Raw genomic sequence first — 19,604 nt, forward strand, 5'->3', positions numbered from 1 at the left:
TCATGACGACAACAACAGCAATAGCAACAAAGACCCAACTAACTCATGTGTTAGTATTAAATGGTCCCAATCTTAATTTGCTTGGCAAGCGAGAACCAGAAATCTACGGATTTCAAACCCTACAACATATTGAAGATGATATAAGACAATTAGCCAGCAAGCATCAAGTCAAACTCACCTGTTTTCAAACAAATCAAGAATCTTCCCTGATTGATAAAATCCATCATCACGGTTTATTGACCACAAATCCTCACGAGCTGATTGACGCGATTATCATCAATCCCGCTGCCTTTACTCACACATCGGTAGCAATTCGTGATGCCCTACTCGCCGTAAATAAACCTTTTATAGAAGTTCATCTTTCCAATATTCACACCCGTGAGCCATTTCGACAGCATTCTTATTTCAGCGACAAAGCTGAAGCCGTCATCTGTGGTATGGGCGCTTTTGGCTATACTGCAGCGTTTAATTATCTGGTTCAAAAATATCAGTAGCAATACAATTTAGCCTAAAATCAATAGCAACATGGCAGCAAATTTTAAGTGTACAAACGTACACAAATATACCCTGCTATATCTATTTATTTTAGAAAAATCTTGTTACAATACGGCAATCTATGAATTAGTATTCTATAAAGCGTATAATTTTAAGGTAGTTAGGATATGGATATAAGTAAAATCAAACAACTTATTGACTTAATGGAAGAGCGAACGTTAGCAGAATTAACCGTACAAGATGGCGATAAAAAGGTCTCTATTTCCCGCCATTTACCCCAAGCGAATGTTCAACCCGTCACAGCAACTACAACCACCACGACAACCGCTAATGCTGCCCCTGTAAAATCTGGCATGGTAGAAACATCACCGATGGTTGGGGTGTATTATGTTGCACCGAGTCCTAATGACGCTCCATTTATCAAGGTCGGTCAACAAGTACAAGCAGGCGATAGTTTAGGCATTATTGAAGCCATGAAAATCATGAACCCGCTTGAAGCAACCCAAAGCGGTATCATTGCAGAAATCTTGGTACAAAACGGCGATGTGGTGCAATTTGGTCAACCGATTGTCCGTTACGAGTCTTAATTTTTAACTTTTTTGTTTATTTGAAGTTTGATTATCGATAAAAATTAGGGATAGCAATGATAAAAAAATTACTGATCGCCAATCGTGGTGAAATTGCGCTTCGCATTGTTCGCGCTTGTAAGCAGCTTGGCATCCAAACGGTGGGCGTCTACTCAACTGCAGATGACAACTTGATGCACCTTCGATTCGTTGACGAATCCATCTGTATTGGCAAGCCAAATGCCAGTCAAAGCTATCTCAATATCGATACTATCTTAACAGCCGCAGAAATTTCTGGCGCTGATGCCATTCACCCAGGTTATGGCTTTTTATCTGAAAATGCTGAATTTGCCGAACGCGTGGAAGAGGCAGGGCTAACCTTTGTAGGTCCTGCGCCTGAGCACATTCGCTTAATGGGTAACAAGATATCCGCTATCAACGCCATGAAAAAAGCCGGTGTGCCTACTGTCCCTGGCTCAGTAGGTAGCGTCACTCTGGCTAACGCTGAAGAACAAGCTAGAGCCATTGGTTTTCCTCTGTTAATCAAAGCGGCAGCGGGTGGTGGTGGTCGTGGTATGCGCGTGGTTGAACGCCTTGAGCAGTTATTGTCTCAAGTGCAAGCCGCCAAACAAGAAGCCGAATTGTGGTTTGGAGATGATAGCGTCTATATGGAACGCTTTTTAAAAAACCCACGCCATGTTGAAGTGCAAGTTTTAGGTGACGGCGAAGGCAATGCCATTCATTTATTTGATCGTGATTGCTCGCTACAACGTCGTCACCAAAAAGTGCTTGAAGAAGCCCCTGCCCCAGAGATTCCTGATGATATCAAAGAGCCCATTTTGCAAGCTTGCGTCCGGGCCTGTGAGCAAATTAACTATCGCGGTGCAGGGACGTTTGAATTTCTATATGAAGATGAGCAATTTTTCTTTATTGAGATGAATACCCGTGTCCAGGTTGAACATCCTGTCACCGAGATGATTACCGGCATTGATGTGGTGGTTGAGCAGCTTAAAATCGCATCTGGCTATGGGTTATCGTATCGTCAAAACGAAATCGAAATTCGCGGTCATGCCATCGAGTGCCGTATCAATGCCGAAGACCCTGTGACTTTCATGCCGTCACCCGGCACGGTGACCCACTTTTTTATGCCAAATGGTAGCGGTGTACGTTTTGACTCGCACCTTTATCCCAACTATGCTATTCCTACCTTTTATGACTCATTGATTGGCAAATTAATCTGTCATGGTCAAACCCGTGAACAAGCGATTGCCAAGCTTCGCCATGCCCTTGATGAGCTGATTATCACCGGCATCAAAACCAATGTACCATTGCATCGCGATGTGATTTTGCAAGACCAGGCATTTTGTAAACAAGCGCAAAACATTCATTATCTGGAAAAAAACTTATTATCCCAGCCAGAGACGGCAAAAACCGAAACAGAATAAAGTTAATGGTTAAAAAAAGAGGGTCATTTGATCCTCTTTTTTTTATGCAATTTTAATTCATCGCCAAATTTTTAAGAGATGCTTTCAGCAGATTTTGGATGGTTAACGGTGAATCAATGGCAGATTTTGCCAGTTTTATCGCAGCTTGGGCTTCTTTATCGCGATAACCTAATGCAATCAACCCCGCTTCGACTTCGGCAATAATAATGCCTTCATTACCGCTATCGGTCGCTAGTGGCAATGAAGGGGCAAAACCTGATGTATCACCTAAGTGTTTGATTTTGTCTTTTAATTCAACAATCAATCGCTGGGCGGTTTTTTTGCCAACCCCTGGGATACGCGTCAATGCCAGCTCATCATTGTTCATCACAAACTGGTGCAACTCCTGCACCGTTACAGTTGACATCATCGCCAAGGCCATCTTTGCCCCCACCCCATTGACTTTAAGCAACAGTCTAAACACTTCCCTATCGCTATGGCTTAAAAACCCAAATAACAACTGAGCATCCTCGCGCACCAAAAAATGTGTCCACAAAGTGACGGACTGATTTAATTGTATTTGGCAAAATGCATTGAGCGGCATCTCAATTTCATACCCAACGCCCGCTGTGGTCATCAGCACTACCGTAGGTGCCATTAGATGATGCACTTGCCCTTGAATTAATCCTATCATTGATGACTCACTACAAATAATTTAATCCAATAAAAAAGTGGGCAACCTCAGTCAACCCACTTAAATGTCATGCTCTCTTGAATGCCATGCTTATTAGTCATTTGCTAAAACTTAGCTCTAGTGTTTAGTTATAGAAACTAACCATTTTTTCTAGACTAATTGGGCGGATTTTATCCGCATTACCCGCTGTACCAAATGCAGTATAGCGATCGATACAAACCGCTTTCATGGCATCGATGGTTTTGGCAAAATATTTACGTGGGTCAAATTCTGCTGGGTTTTCAGCGAGGAATTTGCGAATCGCACCGGTTGATGCCAAACGTAAATCGGTGTCGATATTGACTTTACGTACACCATGTTTGATGGCTTCTACGATTTGCTCAACTGGCACACCATAAGTCTCACCGATATTGCCGCCATTTTCATTAATCACTTTGAGCCATTCTTGTGGCACACTTGAAGAGCCGTGCATCACAAGGTGAGTATTAGGAATACGGGCATGAATTTCTTTGATACGGGCAATCGATAAGATATCATCGGTAGGTGGCCGGGTAAATTTATAAGCCCCGTGGCTAGTGCCGACTGCAATGGCTAGGGCATCAACATGGGTATCGTTAACAAATTGCTCAGCTTCATCGGCGCTGGTTAATAGCTGTGAATGATCAAGTTTACCTTCCGCCCCTACGCCATCTTCTTCACCAGCCATACCCGTTTCAAGGCTACCTAAAACACCAATTTCACCTTCTACTGATACGCCACAAGCGTGAGAGAGTTTTACTACTTCACGCGTCACTGCCACATTATAATCATAGTCTGCAGGGGTTTTACCATCACTCTTTAACGAGCCATCCATCATCACCGATGAAAAACCCAATTGGATTGAACGCTGGCAAACCTCTGGGCTAGTACCATGGTCTTGGTGCATAACCACGGGAATATGTGGCCATTCCTCAATAGCAGACAAAATAAGATGGCGTAAAAATGGAGCACCCGCGTATTTGCGCGCGCCTGCCGATGCTTGCACAATCACAGGTGAGTTGGTTTCATCGGCTGCCATCATAATGGCACGCATTTGCTCTAAGTTATTGACGTTAAATGCAGGAACACCATAGTTGTTTTCTGCTGCATGGTCTAAAAGCTGACGCAAAGAAATCAAAGCCATATTACTTTCTCTTAGTAAAGTTAATAATCAATTGAAAATTTTAGAAAAATTGGGTTTTGCCGTGTTAGACAAGGCTTGAGTATAACAGAAGTGCGCTACAATTTAAATTCAAAAAAAATAACTTTGAAATGATGGATATCATGAAAAAATAGCTAACCCAATAAAAAGCCCCAAAATGCTTTTGGGGCTTTTTTAGGCTGAATGCTAAAATTAGTATTTTTGTTTTTCTGGCACGGTTGTTTGAATATCAGTATTGCTATTTGCTGCATCGTTTTTAACCGCTTCTGCACCTTGTGCTACATTGGCTGCACCAGTCGCTACAGCAGAGGCTACGTTTGCGGTGGCTTGCGCGGCACCATTGGCAACAGCTTCAGTTGCGTTGATTGCTGCGCCTTGGGCAACCGCGGCACCCGTGGTAGCAGCACTTGCTACAGCTTCACCTGCATTTGCTGTTGCACTGGCGGCACTTGCAGTCGCGTCTTTAATGTCTTGACCCGCTGCGCTTGCTGCGGCTTCAGGTTGACCGTTAGCTGCAGCTTCTTCCGTTTTTTTACTACATGCCGTGATTGATAAAGTGGCTAATAAAGTTGCCAATACTAAATTACGTTTTAACATATTAATTCCTTAAACGCCAAACATATGGGTATACATACTTATATAATATCTTATCGACAATATATTTTTGGTGCAATTAATTACAATGTTTACCATACAAATATTAACTTAACATTACATTAATTCAGCGATGATAAATTTAAATCGCTGAATTAATGATAATGATTGTTAGCATTTAGGCACGTTGGCTCAGTGCGTGCACGGCAGGTAGGGTTTTACCTTCCACAAATTCTAAGAACGCCCCACCCCCTGTTGATGTGTAGCTTACTTTATCGGCGACCTTGTATTTATCAATCGCAGCGAGCGTATCACCACCGCCTGCAATGCTAAAGCCTTCACTTGCTGCGACTGCTTCACTGACGATTTTGGTACCTTCCCCAAATTTATCGACTTCAAATACGCCGACAGGTCCATTCCATAAGATGGTTTTGGCATTTTTAATCGCATCGGCAAGTTTCGCCGCACTGCTTGGGCTAATGTCTAGAATCATTTCATCATCTGCAATGGTATTGACAGATTTGGTTACGGCATCGGCAGATTCTAGCGAGCCCAAAAAATCATCAAAATCAATTTGTGATTTTTTGGCGACGACCACTTCGTCAGGTAGTAAAACATGGGTTTCTTGCATAATGCTTTTCGCCGTTTCCACCATGTCCGCTTCATATAGCGATGCACCGACATTGGCACCTTTGGCTGCCAAGAATGTATTGGCAATACCACCGCCCACAATGATTTGGTCACAGATTTTTGCCAATGATTTAAGCACATCCAACTTCGTAGAAACTTTCGATCCGCCAACAATCGCAAGCATTGGCTTGGCTGGATTGTCTAAAGCTTTGGCTAATGCATCAAGTTCTGCCGCCAATAATGGGCCTGCACAAGCAATTTTTGCTTTGGCGATAACGCCTTCCGTTGACGCTTCAGCACGGTGAGCAGTACCGAAAGCATCCATCACAAATACATCACATAAAGCGGCGTAGCGTTCAGATAAAGCGGCATCGTTTTTCTTTTCACCCGCATTAAAACGTACGTTTTCCAGTAGCACAACTTCACCTGGGGCTACTGTCACATTATTTTGGGCATAATCGGTCACCAATTTGACAGGTTTGCCAAGGGCATCGCCCAAATAATCTGCGACTGGCTGCAATGAATATTTGGCTTCAGGGTTTGAGGGGTCTGGGCGACCTAGATGCGAACACACGATAACCGCTGCGCCTTTATCTAAAGCCAACTGAATAGTAGGCAAGCTTGCTTTTAAGCGGGCATCATTGGCAATTTTGCCATCTTTTAACGGTACATTTAAATCTTCGCGAATCAAAACTGTTTTGCCAGAAACATCAATATCGTTTAAACGAGCAAATTGCATGGATTAACCTCTAAGTTAACAACAGGATGGTGACCCGTAGGGGTTGATAAAACGTCGTCACATGACAACAAAAATTGAATAAAAAAATAAGCGTAGATTAGCATATTTTGAGTATTTTTAACATTATTGATGCTATCAACTAACGCCACGCGCGGTGATAACACGGTATTACTACTATATTACTACTTTATTAAGAAGGGTGTTGATGATAAGCTTATAAAAACAACAACATGAACGCAGCACTGCGTTCAATATTTTATTATAAAATTGGAGGCCGTATGGTTGACCTTGACAAAGCAAAACAACGATTACTTGACCTAAAACAAGAATACCAAACTCGCGTGTATAAAATCCAACATGATATGCAAAATCCTGATACGGATATGACCCAAGATTGGGATGACCAAGCGGTGATTAATGAGCAAAACGATGTACGTAAAAACTTGCTAGTCGAAGCCAAGCAAAACCTTGAATTGGTGAATAATGCCTTACTTCGTATCGAAAATGGTACTTACGGTATTTGCGCTGTGAGTGGTGAAGAAATCGAACCTGAGCGTCTAGAAGCAGTACCCTTTGCGACCACCTGTATGAAACACGCTAAATAGCTTACAAAACATACCAAATAGCTGATTTTGGTAGTCTTTCACCCATAAAAAAGCAAGGAAAGTTATCCTTGCTTTTTTTTCAAAAAATCAGTCAATTAATTGCGAATTGATTAGGTGAATCGGCGCATGCTTAAATTAGCAATAATATTTTCTGCATCGTTCCAACGGGTTTTTGAGTCATTGGCGCCCAATAACACTACGATGGCTGGACGATTACCGACATTGGTTTCAAACAAAACACAGTTGCCCGCTTCACGAATATACCCTGTTTTTGATAGGCCAATATTGTATAGACCATCGCGTACCATGTAATTGGTACTGCGCGCCGCAACCGTGCGGTAACCTGAATTGATATTATTTACCCCAAATTGGCGGCTAGGCGTGGTACTAAACTGGCTAATTAAATTATGCTTATAAGCATAGCGCGCCAAAATTGCCAAATCACGCGGTGATGCCACATTCCGAGAATCCAAACCCGATGGGTCATAATAACGGGTTTGCGTCATCCCCAATTCACGCGCTTTTTGGTTCATACGGCTGATAAAATTGTCATAGCCCATAGGGTCAGTACGTGCTAATGCTTTAGCCGCGGGATTTTCTGATTTCATCATCATCATCAGTAGCATTTCAGCACGATTAAGCTGATCGCCAACTTTTAGACGGTCACTGCCCGATTGTTTTGGGGTTTTGAAATCTAATGGACTAATCGTCAATGTTTCGCCCATGTTAGCGCCTGATTCTGCCACCACCACAGCTGTCATCAATTTACTAATTGACGCAATCGGACGCGCAATATCAGCATTTTTTTCATAAATGGTATTGCCTGTTAACGCATCCACTACCAAAGCACCTTTAGAATTGGCAAAATAGCTGCCCGAAGCCCGCGTGCTATCTTGAGACCACGCTGGATTGTAGCTATCATCCTCACTGTATGCATTGTTATAGTTATTATAATTACCGCTATTAAAACTTGTCGTCTGTGGCGTGCTGTTATACATGATGGCACGGGCTTTATCTAAACTACCTTGCCCACCCCAACTAACTTTAGCCTGGCTACCTGTCTGCATATTTAATTCAGCATTACTTTGTACGCCCACCAGTGCAATGACAGCACTTAACAACGTTTTCTTTAACAATGTTTTCATTTCAACACTCTCAATCAAATCATGGTTAACTTGCTGTTGGATAAAGCATACAGTTACCAAAACTACCAATATATTTACGAAGAACAGATGAACAACCATACCTTAAGCCTAGTAGCCATTAAAATCAAGCCATTAAAAGTTACAAAATCTAACAAGAATAACGGATTGATTACGCAAGACTGACTTAAATTTACGTGAGTAGTTTAGCACAGTACAAATGTTACGCATGTAAAAAAATAAAAAAAACCGTTTAGCTAATACAATAATAAAACTATAAGTAACAATATGTTAAGATATCCTTTTACAAAAAAAGCTGACATATTGCTATGCCAGCTAATTTTTAAGTTAAAGATAATTTATGGTTTGAAACTGTCTTTTAAGGTCACAATACGGTTAAACACCAAATACTCTGGTGAATAGTCTTTACTATCTGCCACAAAAAACCCTTCGCGTTCAAATTGAAAACGCTCGCCTGCATTGACTTGTGATAAAGAAGGCTCGACAATGGCATCTACTTCACGTAGTGAATTGGGATTAATCTCTGCGGCTAAATTATTGATGTCAATTTTGGCGGGGTCTTCTTGGGTGAACAACTGCTCATACAGACGGACTTTGGCAGGTTTGCCCAAGCTTGCCGACACCCAATGTATCACACCTTTAACCTTACGACCTTCTGGATTGTTGCCCAACGTTTTTGGGTCAATAGTCGCTGTTAGCCCTACCACTTCGCCATTGTCGTCAGTGATGTTTTCCTCAATCTTTAACACATAACTATTGCGTAAGCGGATTTCTGGGTTTTGCGGTGATAAACGTTTATAGCCTTCAGGCGGCGTGATTTCAAAATCCCCTTTATCAATATAAATTTCTTTGGTAAAAGGAATGTCACGCATACCTTGGCTGTCATCATGGCTATTTTTAGGCTGGGTCAACCATAAAACCCCATTGTCGAGTTTAGTTTTTACACTGTCTTTTTTAAGTGCTTCAACATTGGCAACCGCTTCATCAAAATTGGTAATGGTCACTTTTAGTGGGCTTAGCACCGCCATGGAACGATTCACATGCTCTAATGAGTTACGGATACTAAACTCGAGTAAGCCAAAATCCACCACACCGTCTGACTTGCTGACGCCTACACGGTCACAAAAATCCCGTAAGCCTTCAGGGGTATAACCACGGCGGCGCATACCGGCAATCGTCGGCATACGCGGATCGTCCCAACCGCTCACCAAGTCATCTTCAACCAGTTTTTTGAGTTTGCGTTTACTGGTCAAAATGTGGTTTACGTTTAGGCGTGCAAATTCATATTGGTGTGGTTCTTTGTCAAAGCCCACTTTATCTACCACCCAATCATAAAACGGACGGTGGTCTTCAAATTCTAGGGTACAAATCGAATGCGTAATACCTTCGATTGCATCTGACAATGGGTGAGCATAATCGTACATGGGATAAATGCACCAATCATCGCCTGTTTGGTGATGCGCTTGGTGCATGACACGATACAAAATCGGATCGCGCATATTCATATTGGGGCTTGCCATGTCGATTTTGGCACGAAGCACCGCTTCACCGTTGCCATATTTGCCAAGCTTCATATCGTCAAAGCGTTGCAAATTCTCTTCAACACTGGCGTCACGGTAAGGTGAATTTTTACCTGCTTGACCAAAATTGCCGCGGTTTTCACGAATATCCTCAGGACTTTGTAAATCAACATAGGCATCGCCTTGTTTGATTAATTTGACCGCCCAATCATATAACTGACCAAAATAACTAGACGCATAGCGCGCCTCGCCTGCCCAATCAAAACCGAGCCATTTGACATCATCTTTGATATTATCGACAAACTCCTGATCTTCAGCATCAGGATTGGTGTCATCAAACCGCAGGTTACACAGCCCTGCAAACTCCTTAGCAAGCCCAAAGTTGAGACAAATAGATTTGACATGACCCAAATGTAAGTAGCCATTGGGCTCAGGTGGAAAACGGGTCACAATCTGGCTATATTTTTGCGAAGCAAGGTCATCGCGTACAATCGCACGGATAAAGTCATTTTTTTCACTATTGGCTGCTGTATCGTTGGTTTTTGTATTTTTGTCGGTCGTCGCCGTCATTTGGTTGCCCCTTACCTATTACAAAAATGGTGAACTAATCTGCCATTCTAGCAGTTTTTTGACATCGAAAAAACTTAAATGAATTTAATTGAAACATTTAATTTTGCCAACTTTGCAAACTAAATACTGACTTTTTGATTGAAAATCGCTAGGATAGCCACAACAATTGCAAGATACGTTTTTTTAACCATAAAAACCATTAGGAGCACACAATGGATATGCCATATGTAGAATTAGAAACCACCATGGGTAACATCGTTATCGAACTCAATCAAGAAAAAGCCCCCAATACCGTGGCAAACTTCTTAGAATACGTCAAATCAGGCCATTATGATGGCACGATTTTTCACCGCGTCATTGACGGTTTTATGATTCAAGGTGGCGGTATGGACGCCAACATGACAGAAAAATCTACCAATGCCCCAATCCAAAATGAAGCAGATAATGGCTTAAAAAATGAAGTCGGCACGATTGCAATGGCACGTACTTCTGACCCACATTCAGCGACTGCGCAATTTTTTATCAATGTAAAAGACAATAGCTTCCTAAACTTTTCTGGCAAAAACCCACAAGGCTGGGGTTATGCGGTATTTGGTAAAGTGACTGAAGGCATGGACATTGTCAATAAAATCAAAGGTGTACCAACTGGTAAATACGGTTTCCACGCTGATGTGCCAACCACGCCTGTGGTGATTACCCATGCAAAAGTAATTGAGAAATAATTTTTTTGTATGCAAAGTTTTGCAGATTTGGTCACCGATAATCCCTCCGCCATTACGCAGGTTATTATCAGTGACTTACATTTGAGCATGAATGAGCCTGCCACTAATCCTTTAGGGCAGGCTTTTTTAGATTTTTTAGATAAACTGGCTTTATTGCCCAACCTAAAACAGTTTTTTATTCTCGGTGATTGGTTTGAAGCTTGGTTAGGAGATGATGTTGCCGATACAGATACCCTAATAGATGCGCTTCAACCGATTATAGCAAAGCTCAAAACATTATCCGATAAAAACTGCCAGATTTTTGTCATGCATGGTAATCGGGACTTTCTGCTTGGGCAGCAATTTTGCGACAAGTTTGGCGGGCAATTGATTTTTGAGCCGTTTTATTTGACATTAAATGGCAAAAAAGTTCGCCTAGAACATGGCGATGCGCTGTGCAGCGATGATAAAGGTTACCAACGCTTTCGCAAAATCATCCAACATCCTATCACTAAAAAAATTTTACTCGCGCTACCCATCAAAAAACGCCAACAAATTGCGCAAGATTTACGCCAAAAAAGCAAAACTGATAATGCCAAAAAATCCCTGCAAATCATGGATGTTAATGAACAAGCCGTCAAACAAGCCTTGCAAAAAGCAGATATACTGATTCATGGGCATACTCACCGCCCTGCTGTTCATCAAATTGGCAATAAAAAACGGTTAGTGCTCGGCGATTGGCGATTGAATGACAACAGTGTTAATGCTGTCATTGGCGTTACAATGTCGGGGCAACTAAACTTGGTCGAATTTTTCTATACAGTTAATCGCTAAAATGCTATCAAAGAATTTACTATTATTTGCTGCGGTAGTTTCAATCATAGTTACAGTAATTTTTTCTTTTATTGGCAATTTTAATTATCACAAAACGGCTAACACTTATCAAACTATCAAGCAGCAAGGCATTATAACCTTAGCGTATTCTACAAAGACTCGTTGCAATAAAGGACGCGGACTATCAGCCACGCGTTTATATCGTTATGTAGTTAATCAAAAACAATATTTTATAGACACTGTACCTGAAGACCCTAGCTTAGATATTTGCGACAAGCAATCTTTAGGTGATAGCATTACCATCTATTATTTACCTAGCAACCCAAATATTAAACTATCAAAAACTCAACTTCAGCAAGGTGTGTCGAGCCAAATCAGCTATTATTTTTTGAGTATAATTTTTTCGATAGTGTTTTTAGCCTATTGGATTGGTACCAAGTATTCATCCTATAAAGAATGCAAAAAAAACCCGTTTAATTAAGAAATAAAAAAGGCGAGCATTGCCCACCTTTTAGTAAGTCAGAAATTCAACTTAAACAACCGCTTTTACAGCTCGAATCACCGCATCAGTGGTGATGTTAAAGTATGGGAACAAGTCTTTGGCAGGGGCAGACTCACCAAAGGTGGTCATACCCACGACTTTACCATCAAGCCCTACAAACTTGTACCAATAATCGATATGGCTGGCTTCAACCGCCACACGCGCACGCACTTGGGGTGGTAACACGCTGTCACGGTAGTTGATTTCTTGTTTGGCAAACACTTCAGCACACGGCATTGATACAACGCGCACGCCCAAACCTTCGGCAGTCAACTCAATATAAGCATTCATTGCAAGCTCAATCTCTGAACCTGTGGCGATGATGATGGCACGTAGCTCGCCTTGTTCTTTGGCTAGTACATAGCCACCTTTGGCAATATTGGCTACTTGCTCGATATCTCGCGCTTGGTGCGGTAGGTTTTGACGGCTAAAAATCAGCGCGGATGGGGTTGATTTTGCCTTCAAGGCTTCTACCCATGCCACGGCTGACTCGACCGTATCACACGGGCGCCAAGTATGCAGGTTTGGGGTGGCACGCAGACTTGACAACTGCTCTACAGGTTGGTGAGTAGGTCCATCTTCACCCAGACCGATTGAGTCGTGAGTATAGACGTTAATAACACGTTGTTTCATTAAGGCTGACATACGCACCGCATTGCGCGCATATTCCATAAACATCAAGAACGTTGCCACATACGGAATAAACCCGCCATATAAGGCTATACCATTGGCAATCGCCGTCATACCAAATTCACGCACACCGTAGTGAATATAGTTACCTGCCGCATCATCTTCGAGCGCCTTGGCATTTTTAAACCAAGTCAGATTTGACCCTGCCAAATCAGCAGAACCGCCAAGCAGCTCTGGTAATAATGGCTGTAAGGCATTGATTGAATTTTGGCTGGCTTTACGCGTTGCAATGTTTTCTGGGTTATCTTGACAAGCCTTGATAAATTCTTGAGCTTGTGTCTCAAAATTTGCTGGCAAGTCACCATTCACACGGCGAAGTAATTCACTGGCAAGCTCTGGGTAAGCGTCTTTATAAGCATCAAATTCACTCTCCCATGATTGCTGTAACGCTTGACCTTTAACTGTACAGTCCCACCCTTCATAAATATCGTCTGGAAGTTCAAACGCTTCATGATCCCACTTGAGTGCTTGACGGGTAAGCAAGATTTCATCCGCGCCAAGGGGTGCGCCATGTGAGGCCTCCAAGCCTTGCTTGTTGGGTGAACCTGCGCCAATCACGGTTTTACAGATGATGAGTGAGGGTTTATTTTTTTCAGCTATAGCATTTTGGGTCGCTTGGGTGATGGCATCGGTATCGTGACCGTCAACTTTTTGCACTTGCCAGCCATAGGCTTCGAAACGTTTTTGGGTGTCATCTGAAAACCAGCCTTCAACGTCACCATCAATCGAAATACCATTGTCATCATAGTAGACAACCAATTTTCCCAGTTGCAGCGTACCGGCTAATGAGCAAACTTCATGGCTAATACCTTCCATCAAACAACCATCACCTAAAAAGCAATAGGTTTGGTGGTCGATGATTTGGTGACCGTCTCGGTTAAATTGCGCGGCTAGGGTTTTTTCTGCAATCGCAAAACCTACAGCGTTGGCAATCCCTTGACCCAACGGACCTGTGGTAGTTTCCACACCTGCGGTATAGCCATATTCAGGGTGACCGGGGGTTTTAGAGTGCAATTGGCGAAAATTTTTGATATCCTCAATGCTAACGTCATACCCTGTCAAGTGCAGCAAAGCGTACTGGAGCATTGAGCCATGACCATTTGATAGCACAAAACGGTCGCGATTTAGCCAATTTGGGTCGGTTGGATTGTGCTTTAAAAACTTACGCCATAACACTTCAGCGATATCTGCCATGCCCATCGGCGCGCCTGGATGTCCAGAATTGGCTTTTTGCACCGCTTCAAAAGCTAGGGTACGGATGGCGTTGGCAAGACGACGTTCAGAAATTGGGGTTGTCATTGGCTTTCCTATATCACAGAATTAATTGCAGAATTAAATTTTGTCGTATGTAACATGCTAAAAATAAAACTGTGACAAATTTTATCACAGTTTTAGGTCATTTTTTTAGCTTTAACCGTTTAGTTTGCTCGGCTTTCAAATAAAAGCAAAATGGCAAAAGATGCAATTTTCTGTCAAATTACTTGTTAGCCGACAATTTTTGGTTCAAATTTTCTAAACGCTCAAGCGTACCTACATCGACCCACGCCTCGCTCAGCAAATCCCCCATTACCAAACCTGCTTGCATGGCTTGTTTAAGTAGTGGCGCAAGCGGCGCAGTTTCACCTACCTTGACCGTATCCAATAATCTTGGTGACATCACACTAATCCCTGCAAAGGTATATTTTGGCGTACCATCTGCCTTGACCTTGCCATTTTCTAAGGCAAAATCGCCAGTTGGGTTGTGCGTCGCTTGGTCGGTGAGTAGCAAATAAGCCTGCGAATCGTTTAACTGAAGCTGGCTTAGTTGAGCAAAATCAAAAGGCGTCCATACATCCCCATTGACCAAAATAAATGGCTGGTCTTTTAATTTGCCGCTAGCCAAAGCCAGCTTGATACCGCCTGCTGTCTCAAGCGGTTCTTCTGGCTCAATCGACCAATGAATAGTGACACCGTATTGACTGCCATCCCCGATTGCATTTAGCAGTTTATCAGCAAGCCATGACACATTGATGGTGATATCGGTGATACCTGCTTGTTTGAGTGCTTTGATATGCCATACGATAAGCGGTTGCCCGCCGACTTCGACAAGTGGTTTTGGCGTGGTCAAGGTTAAAGGGCGTAGCCGAGTGCCTTTACCCGCGGATAAAATCATGGCTTGGGTGATGGTGGTTGACATGGGGTTTTATCCTTGGATTTTTTGATGAAAAGCAGGTTCAACGACGGCGGTCATCCAATCAGCAAACTTATCAAAAGTATGATGCTCATCCCTTTGGGTGATAGCTTTTAGACAAGTTAATAAATCATTGAAAACTTTAGGCAGATTTACCAAATAACGGTCTTTGCCATCTCGCTCGAACAAACGTACAAAGATTCCCAATACCTTGAGATGACGCTGCATACTCATGATATTAAAATCCACAGTAAACTCTGCCAAGCTTTTGTCAATTTGCGCCAATTGGTGATAATGAGCCAGATGCGTGTTGACCCATGTTTCATCATAATTGATATAGGCATCTCGCAGTAAAGACGCCAAATCATAGGTGTAGGCACCGATGACAGCATCTTGAAAATCAATCACGCCCAACTCATCGCTGTGATTTAATACCATCAAATTACGGCTGTGAAAATCACGGTGCACCACCACTTGAGGCTGCGTGATGACTTGCTGGATAATATCAGACTGCAAATCTTGCCACAGCGTCTCTAAGTCTGGGGTAATCGTCACGCCGATATAGGGTAAAAACCACTCGCTAAACAAGCCCATTTCTCGGCGCAGCAAGGCATCATCGTAACTTGGGATAACGGCTTTGGCGTCATTGATGTCAATCTTTTGAATCGCCAAAATTTCCTGCATTGCCTGCTGATAATAGCGCGCAGTTTTTACCATTTCGCCTGCATCCGTTAAATCCTTGGCAATGACATCGGCAAAATCCGTGTTTCCCAAATCCTCAAGGACGATAAAACCTTGCTGTTCATCCGTGGCAATCATTTTTGGCACATGCACATGACCTGCCATTAAGTTGTCCACGGCGATAAATTCTTTCACCGATTCTTTTTCTGGCGGCGCATCCATCACGATATAGTGTTGATTGTCGACGGTTAAGCGATGATAGCTGCGAAAGCTGGCATCACCAGGTATTTTTTCATGCTGCAATGATTGATTTGGAAAAACTTGGGTTAACCAAGTGTGCAGCTGTTGTTCCCGTGACTGTTGTTCAAGTGGCTGTTGTTCATATGAGTGTGGTTGACATGGCTGGTCATCTGATGGCGAAGCTGTGCTATCGGAAGGGTCTTGGTTGGCAAGTTGTGCGGCGGGATGGTTCATAAGGTGGGCTTACTCAATAAAAATAAGTTATGCTACCGAAAATCTGCGTATCTCTCAAGTGGCGTCTATCATGTTTGCAATTTTAAACATCTTTTGCAATAGTATATTGATGGTGCTAGTGATATGATGTGAAGGTTTTTATATTGCGTCTTTGGTAAATGTCTAATGAAAAAATCTGTGAAATTGTCGCCTATTTCGTCAACTTCTAATCGTTTAACTTCACATTCGTCTTTGCCAACCCAGCCCACACGCCTGCATCAATCATTACACCAAATTTATCGACACACCAACGTTTTAGCGATGACGCTTGGGGCAATGTTTACTACTTTGTATTCAACCTCAGCGCTTGCGGTGTTGCCGACAGCAGCCGTGACTGAATCGAATGATGCAACGACAGCACAAAGCACAGCAGCTAAAAACATTGAGTCACAAAGTATTGAGGCACAAACCACTGAATCACAGAGTATTGAAAAACAAAACCTTGATACCTCAGCTGCAAAGCCCGATACCGATAGTAGTATCGCCACCACAGCAGACAGCACCACTACTGTCGATGTAACCACCAATCAAGGTATCACGCCGATTAGCGCGCCTGACATCAAACCAAACTCTGCGCGTACTCGTCCCAACTTTACCCCAAATCAACAACAGCAAGCCAGTCTAGATAAGCTCAAAACCTTTTATCAACTCAAAACCCAGCAAACCACGGACGATACTAGCGCCACGGGTGCTAATTCAAATGCTAATCCAAATTTACTGAACCCGCTCACGCCTGATAGTCAACAGTCAGGTGCTCAAGCAAACACGCAATCAAAAGCAGGGACCCGAAAAGACGCCATGTGTCATGGCAACTGGGTATATCCCACTTCGACCATCTATCAACAACAGGCATTAGCGGCAGCTGCTACCGACCAACCCAATAGCAGCTTCCCAATTTATGCCTCGGCTGACTATGGCTATTATGACAATGAAAACTACGCCGAATTGTCAGGCGATGTGCAAATCAACCAAGGTCGTCAGCAAATCTCTGCCGATAAAGTGGTCGTTAACGTGCAAGATGGCATTGCGGCAGCTCAAGGTAATGTTTTGTTGGTGGATGCCGCGCAAAGTACCCAATCGACAGACGGTAACCCACGTGTAAGCCTTAAAGATAGCCCAAAAGGGGGGCTGATTACCGTTGCCGATGAACTGGCGTACCAAACGGATAGCACCAAAGCAACCGCCAAAGATGTGGCGTTTGCCAGCGTACCGCTACAAGCGTATGGTTATGCCAAACGGCTTAATAAAGTCGATGAAAGCCGCGTTGAAATTGACGATGTCATGTTTACCACCTGCGCGCCTGACAATCCGACTTGGCAAATCAATGCCAAAAACATCGATATCAATACCGACACGGGCCGCGGTGAAGCCTATAATGCCACGTTAAAAGTCAAAAATACCCCGGTATTGTACCTGCCGTATTTCAACTTTCCGATTGACGATCGCCGCACCAGTGGTTTTTTGTTACCACGCGGCGGCTTTAGTACGGAAGGGAGTTTTAATGTACAGTTACCTTATTACTTTAATCTAGCGCCAAATTACGATGCCACTGTCACGCCAACCATTTTTACTGATCGCAATCCGATGTTGACAGGTGAGTTCCGCTATCTGACAGAAAAATTTGGTTATGGTAGCTTGACAGGCTCTTATCTGCCAAACGACAAACAATACAATGATGAAGACCGTAAGCGCTTTTACTATAATCATCATTGGCAGTCAAAAGATATCCCTAACCTATCCATTGACGCGCTATACCAGTATGTCTCAGATCCTAAATTCTTAAACGATTTTGAGACCTTGGGTGACGAAACCGTTCAATTAAATTTACCGCGCCGCATTCAAGCCAATTATTACAATGACTATTTGACTGCGCTTGCCAAGATTGAAACCTTTCAAACACTGGATCGTAATTTAACCAATTCAGACAAAATCTTGGATAAAGACAAACCGTATGACCGTCTGCCGCAGTTATCGGTCAAATATCGTGTGCCTTGGGTGACCCAATTTGATTTGACGGGTATCAGCGATTTTGCCTATTTTAAACGCCCAATCGATGATGGCTCTGCGCCTGAGCAAAGTGGTGGCAGACTGTATAACAAACTCACTGCCGCCTACCCAATGATGCGGACTTGGGGATATGTGACCCCGTCAGTAAGTTTACAGCACCTTTATACCCAATTTGACCAAGAATCAGCCGACGCCAATGGACTGGATAAAAATAGCAAAAGCCAATCTATTTTTGTACCGCAGTTTAGTATTGACAGTGGCTTAAATTTTTTTAAAGCAGGCACTCCGTTTGGTAAATTTGATGACTCATTGGGCGGCTATCAGTTATTAAGCCCGCGCCTAAAATATGTGTACTCGCCCTATAAAGACCAGACTGACGTACCCAACTTTAATACCCGTTTGGCATCGCTCAATTTTTCGCAATTGTATGAAGATTCATGGTTTTTGGGATATGATCGCCTGCCCGACAACAATCATCTAACCCCATCATTAAATTATCGCTATATTGATCGCAATGGTTTGACTCGCTTGGATGCTAGCGTGGGTAAACAAATTTATTTGAGTGATATTCGGGTACATCTTGACAATACCGATGATGGGTTAAAAATTGACAATACCGGTACCGTATTTGAAGTAAGCACCCAACCGCGTCAAGATTTTTGGGTAGATTTAGATGGCTCGGTTGATGACAACGCTGATTTAAACTATATCAACACCCAATTTCGTTATGCGCCAACTTACAATAGCCTTTATAACTTAGGGTATATCAAACGCAATGAGAGTATATTTGGACAAAAAGCCCTCTCTGCTTTCACAGGCTCTGCTGTTTTGCCTATTAATGATAATTGGCAGTTTTTAGGGGCTGTCCAATACGACAATGAGAAAAGTCGTTTTAGTGATGTGTTAGCGGGCTTTACTTATGATAGCTGTTGTTATGGCTTATCGATTTATGCTCGCCGTTATTATGATGAATTAAGTGATAAAGACAGTGCTGACCACGCTATCATGGCAGAAATTAGCTTAAATGGGTTATCCAACAAAGGTGACGGTCGACTGGCTAGCTTGATGCGTAATCGGGTATTGGGTTATGACCCTAAATACTAAACGCCTTTTACGCAAAAAACTGCCTAAAACTTGAGGTTTTTTAGGATTTATTATCATACAGACATACGCCAGCAAATATTATTGTATAAAATGACCCAAACTTTATAACATCACTTAGCAATATTATTTAGCAACATCTAAGCCACTCGGTCAAAGACCCGTCATTTAAGCTAAATGGTTTTG

The 19,604-nt window shown here is 42.7% G+C and carries 16 protein-coding genes; 7 read left to right on the plus strand and 9 right to left on the minus strand.

Features of this window, described 5'->3' with window-relative positions:
• The first annotated feature begins 2 nt into the window (after positions 1 to 2).
• From aroQ to accC, 3 genes are all read left to right on the plus strand, one after another.
• Positions 3 to 494, plus strand: coding sequence for a type II 3-dehydroquinate dehydratase (aroQ, locus tag RTL34_RS03020; protein ID WP_312114485.1), 492 nt, complete (start codon positions 3 to 5; stop codon positions 492 to 494).
• Between the two features lie 168 nt (positions 495 to 662).
• Positions 663 to 1,082 (plus strand): acetyl-CoA carboxylase biotin carboxyl carrier protein, encoded by a 420-nt coding sequence (gene accB / locus RTL34_RS03025; RefSeq protein WP_007116723.1) that lies wholly within the window; start codon positions 663 to 665, stop codon positions 1,080 to 1,082.
• A 56-nt stretch (positions 1,083 to 1,138) separates the two neighbouring features.
• Complete coding sequence (gene accC / locus RTL34_RS03030) at positions 1,139 to 2,506, plus strand: acetyl-CoA carboxylase biotin carboxylase subunit (RefSeq protein ID WP_312114488.1); 1,368 nt, start codon at positions 1,139 to 1,141, stop codon at positions 2,504 to 2,506.
• Between the two features lie 52 nt (positions 2,507 to 2,558).
• On the opposite strand, the gene ruvA is transcribed toward accC, so the two are convergent.
• The 4 genes from ruvA to RTL34_RS03050 form a co-directional block, all read right to left on the minus strand.
• Entirely contained in the window at positions 2,559 to 3,179 is a 621-nt protein-coding gene (gene ruvA / locus RTL34_RS03035; RefSeq protein WP_312114489.1) for a Holliday junction branch migration protein RuvA, read from the minus strand.
• Between the two features lie 124 nt (positions 3,180 to 3,303).
• Positions 3,304 to 4,341: a class II fructose-bisphosphate aldolase gene (fba, locus tag RTL34_RS03040; protein ID WP_007116726.1), complete on the minus strand. Its 1,038-nt coding sequence runs from the start codon at positions 4,339 to 4,341 to the stop codon at positions 3,304 to 3,306.
• A 210-nt stretch (positions 4,342 to 4,551) separates the two neighbouring features.
• On the minus strand, positions 4,552 to 4,956 hold the full coding sequence (locus tag RTL34_RS03045) for a hypothetical protein (RefSeq protein ID WP_062330384.1): 405 nt from the start codon (positions 4,954 to 4,956) through the stop codon (positions 4,552 to 4,554).
• A gap of 175 nt (positions 4,957 to 5,131) precedes the next feature.
• Entirely contained in the window at positions 5,132 to 6,322 is a 1,191-nt protein-coding gene (locus tag RTL34_RS03050; protein WP_138019236.1) for a phosphoglycerate kinase, read from the minus strand.
• 278 nt (positions 6,323 to 6,600) lie between these two features.
• On the opposite strand from RTL34_RS03050, the gene RTL34_RS03055 reads away from it, so the two are divergent.
• A complete protein-coding gene (locus RTL34_RS03055) occupies positions 6,601 to 6,927 on the plus strand; it encodes a TraR/DksA family transcriptional regulator (RefSeq protein WP_312114493.1) in 327 nt (108 codons plus the stop codon).
• A gap of 110 nt (positions 6,928 to 7,037) precedes the next feature.
• Here RTL34_RS03055 and RTL34_RS03060 read toward each other — a convergent pair whose 3' ends face one another.
• Entirely contained in the window at positions 7,038 to 8,072 is a 1,035-nt protein-coding gene (locus RTL34_RS03060; protein ID WP_312114495.1) for a D-alanyl-D-alanine carboxypeptidase family protein, read from the minus strand.
• 356 nt (positions 8,073 to 8,428) lie between these two features.
• Entirely contained in the window at positions 8,429 to 10,180 is a 1,752-nt protein-coding gene (locus RTL34_RS03065; RefSeq protein ID WP_312114497.1) for a glutamine--tRNA ligase/YqeY domain fusion protein, read from the minus strand.
• 212 nt (positions 10,181 to 10,392) lie between these two features.
• Between RTL34_RS03065 and RTL34_RS03070 the strand changes: the two genes are divergently transcribed.
• Both RTL34_RS03070 and RTL34_RS03075 read left to right on the plus strand, forming a co-directional pair.
• Complete coding sequence (locus RTL34_RS03070; RefSeq protein ID WP_060994994.1) at positions 10,393 to 10,902, plus strand: peptidylprolyl isomerase; 510 nt, start codon at positions 10,393 to 10,395, stop codon at positions 10,900 to 10,902.
• Positions 10,903 to 10,911: 9 nt separating this feature from the next.
• On the plus strand, positions 10,912 to 11,715 hold the full coding sequence (locus RTL34_RS03075; RefSeq protein WP_312114499.1) for a UDP-2,3-diacylglucosamine diphosphatase: 804 nt from the start codon (positions 10,912 to 10,914) through the stop codon (positions 11,713 to 11,715).
• A gap of 532 nt (positions 11,716 to 12,247) precedes the next feature.
• Here RTL34_RS03075 and tkt read toward each other — a convergent pair.
• The 3 genes from tkt to RTL34_RS03090 all read right to left on the minus strand — a co-directional run bounded on the left by tkt (position 12,248) and on the right by RTL34_RS03090 (position 16,271).
• Positions 12,248 to 14,245 (minus strand): transketolase, encoded by a 1,998-nt coding sequence (tkt, locus tag RTL34_RS03080; RefSeq protein ID WP_312114500.1) that lies wholly within the window; start codon positions 14,243 to 14,245, stop codon positions 12,248 to 12,250.
• Between the two features lie 178 nt (positions 14,246 to 14,423).
• Positions 14,424 to 15,122, minus strand: coding sequence for an N-acetylmuramate alpha-1-phosphate uridylyltransferase MurU (murU, locus tag RTL34_RS03085; protein ID WP_312114502.1), 699 nt, complete (start codon positions 15,120 to 15,122; stop codon positions 14,424 to 14,426).
• A 6-nt stretch (positions 15,123 to 15,128) separates the two neighbouring features.
• Entirely contained in the window at positions 15,129 to 16,271 is a 1,143-nt protein-coding gene (locus RTL34_RS03090; RefSeq protein ID WP_312114503.1) for an aminoglycoside phosphotransferase family protein, read from the minus strand.
• Positions 16,272 to 16,436: 165 nt separating this feature from the next.
• Between RTL34_RS03090 and RTL34_RS03095 the strand changes: the two genes are divergently transcribed.
• Positions 16,437 to 19,421: an LPS-assembly protein LptD gene (locus tag RTL34_RS03095; RefSeq protein WP_312114504.1), complete on the plus strand. Its 2,985-nt coding sequence runs from the start codon at positions 16,437 to 16,439 to the stop codon at positions 19,419 to 19,421.
• The last annotated feature ends 183 nt before the right edge of the window (positions 19,422 to 19,604 follow it).

The sequence above is a fragment of the Moraxella sp. CTOTU47915 genome (assembly GCF_031986685.1).
Classification (GTDB): Bacteria; Pseudomonadota; Gammaproteobacteria; order Pseudomonadales; family Moraxellaceae; genus Faucicola; species Faucicola tetraodonis.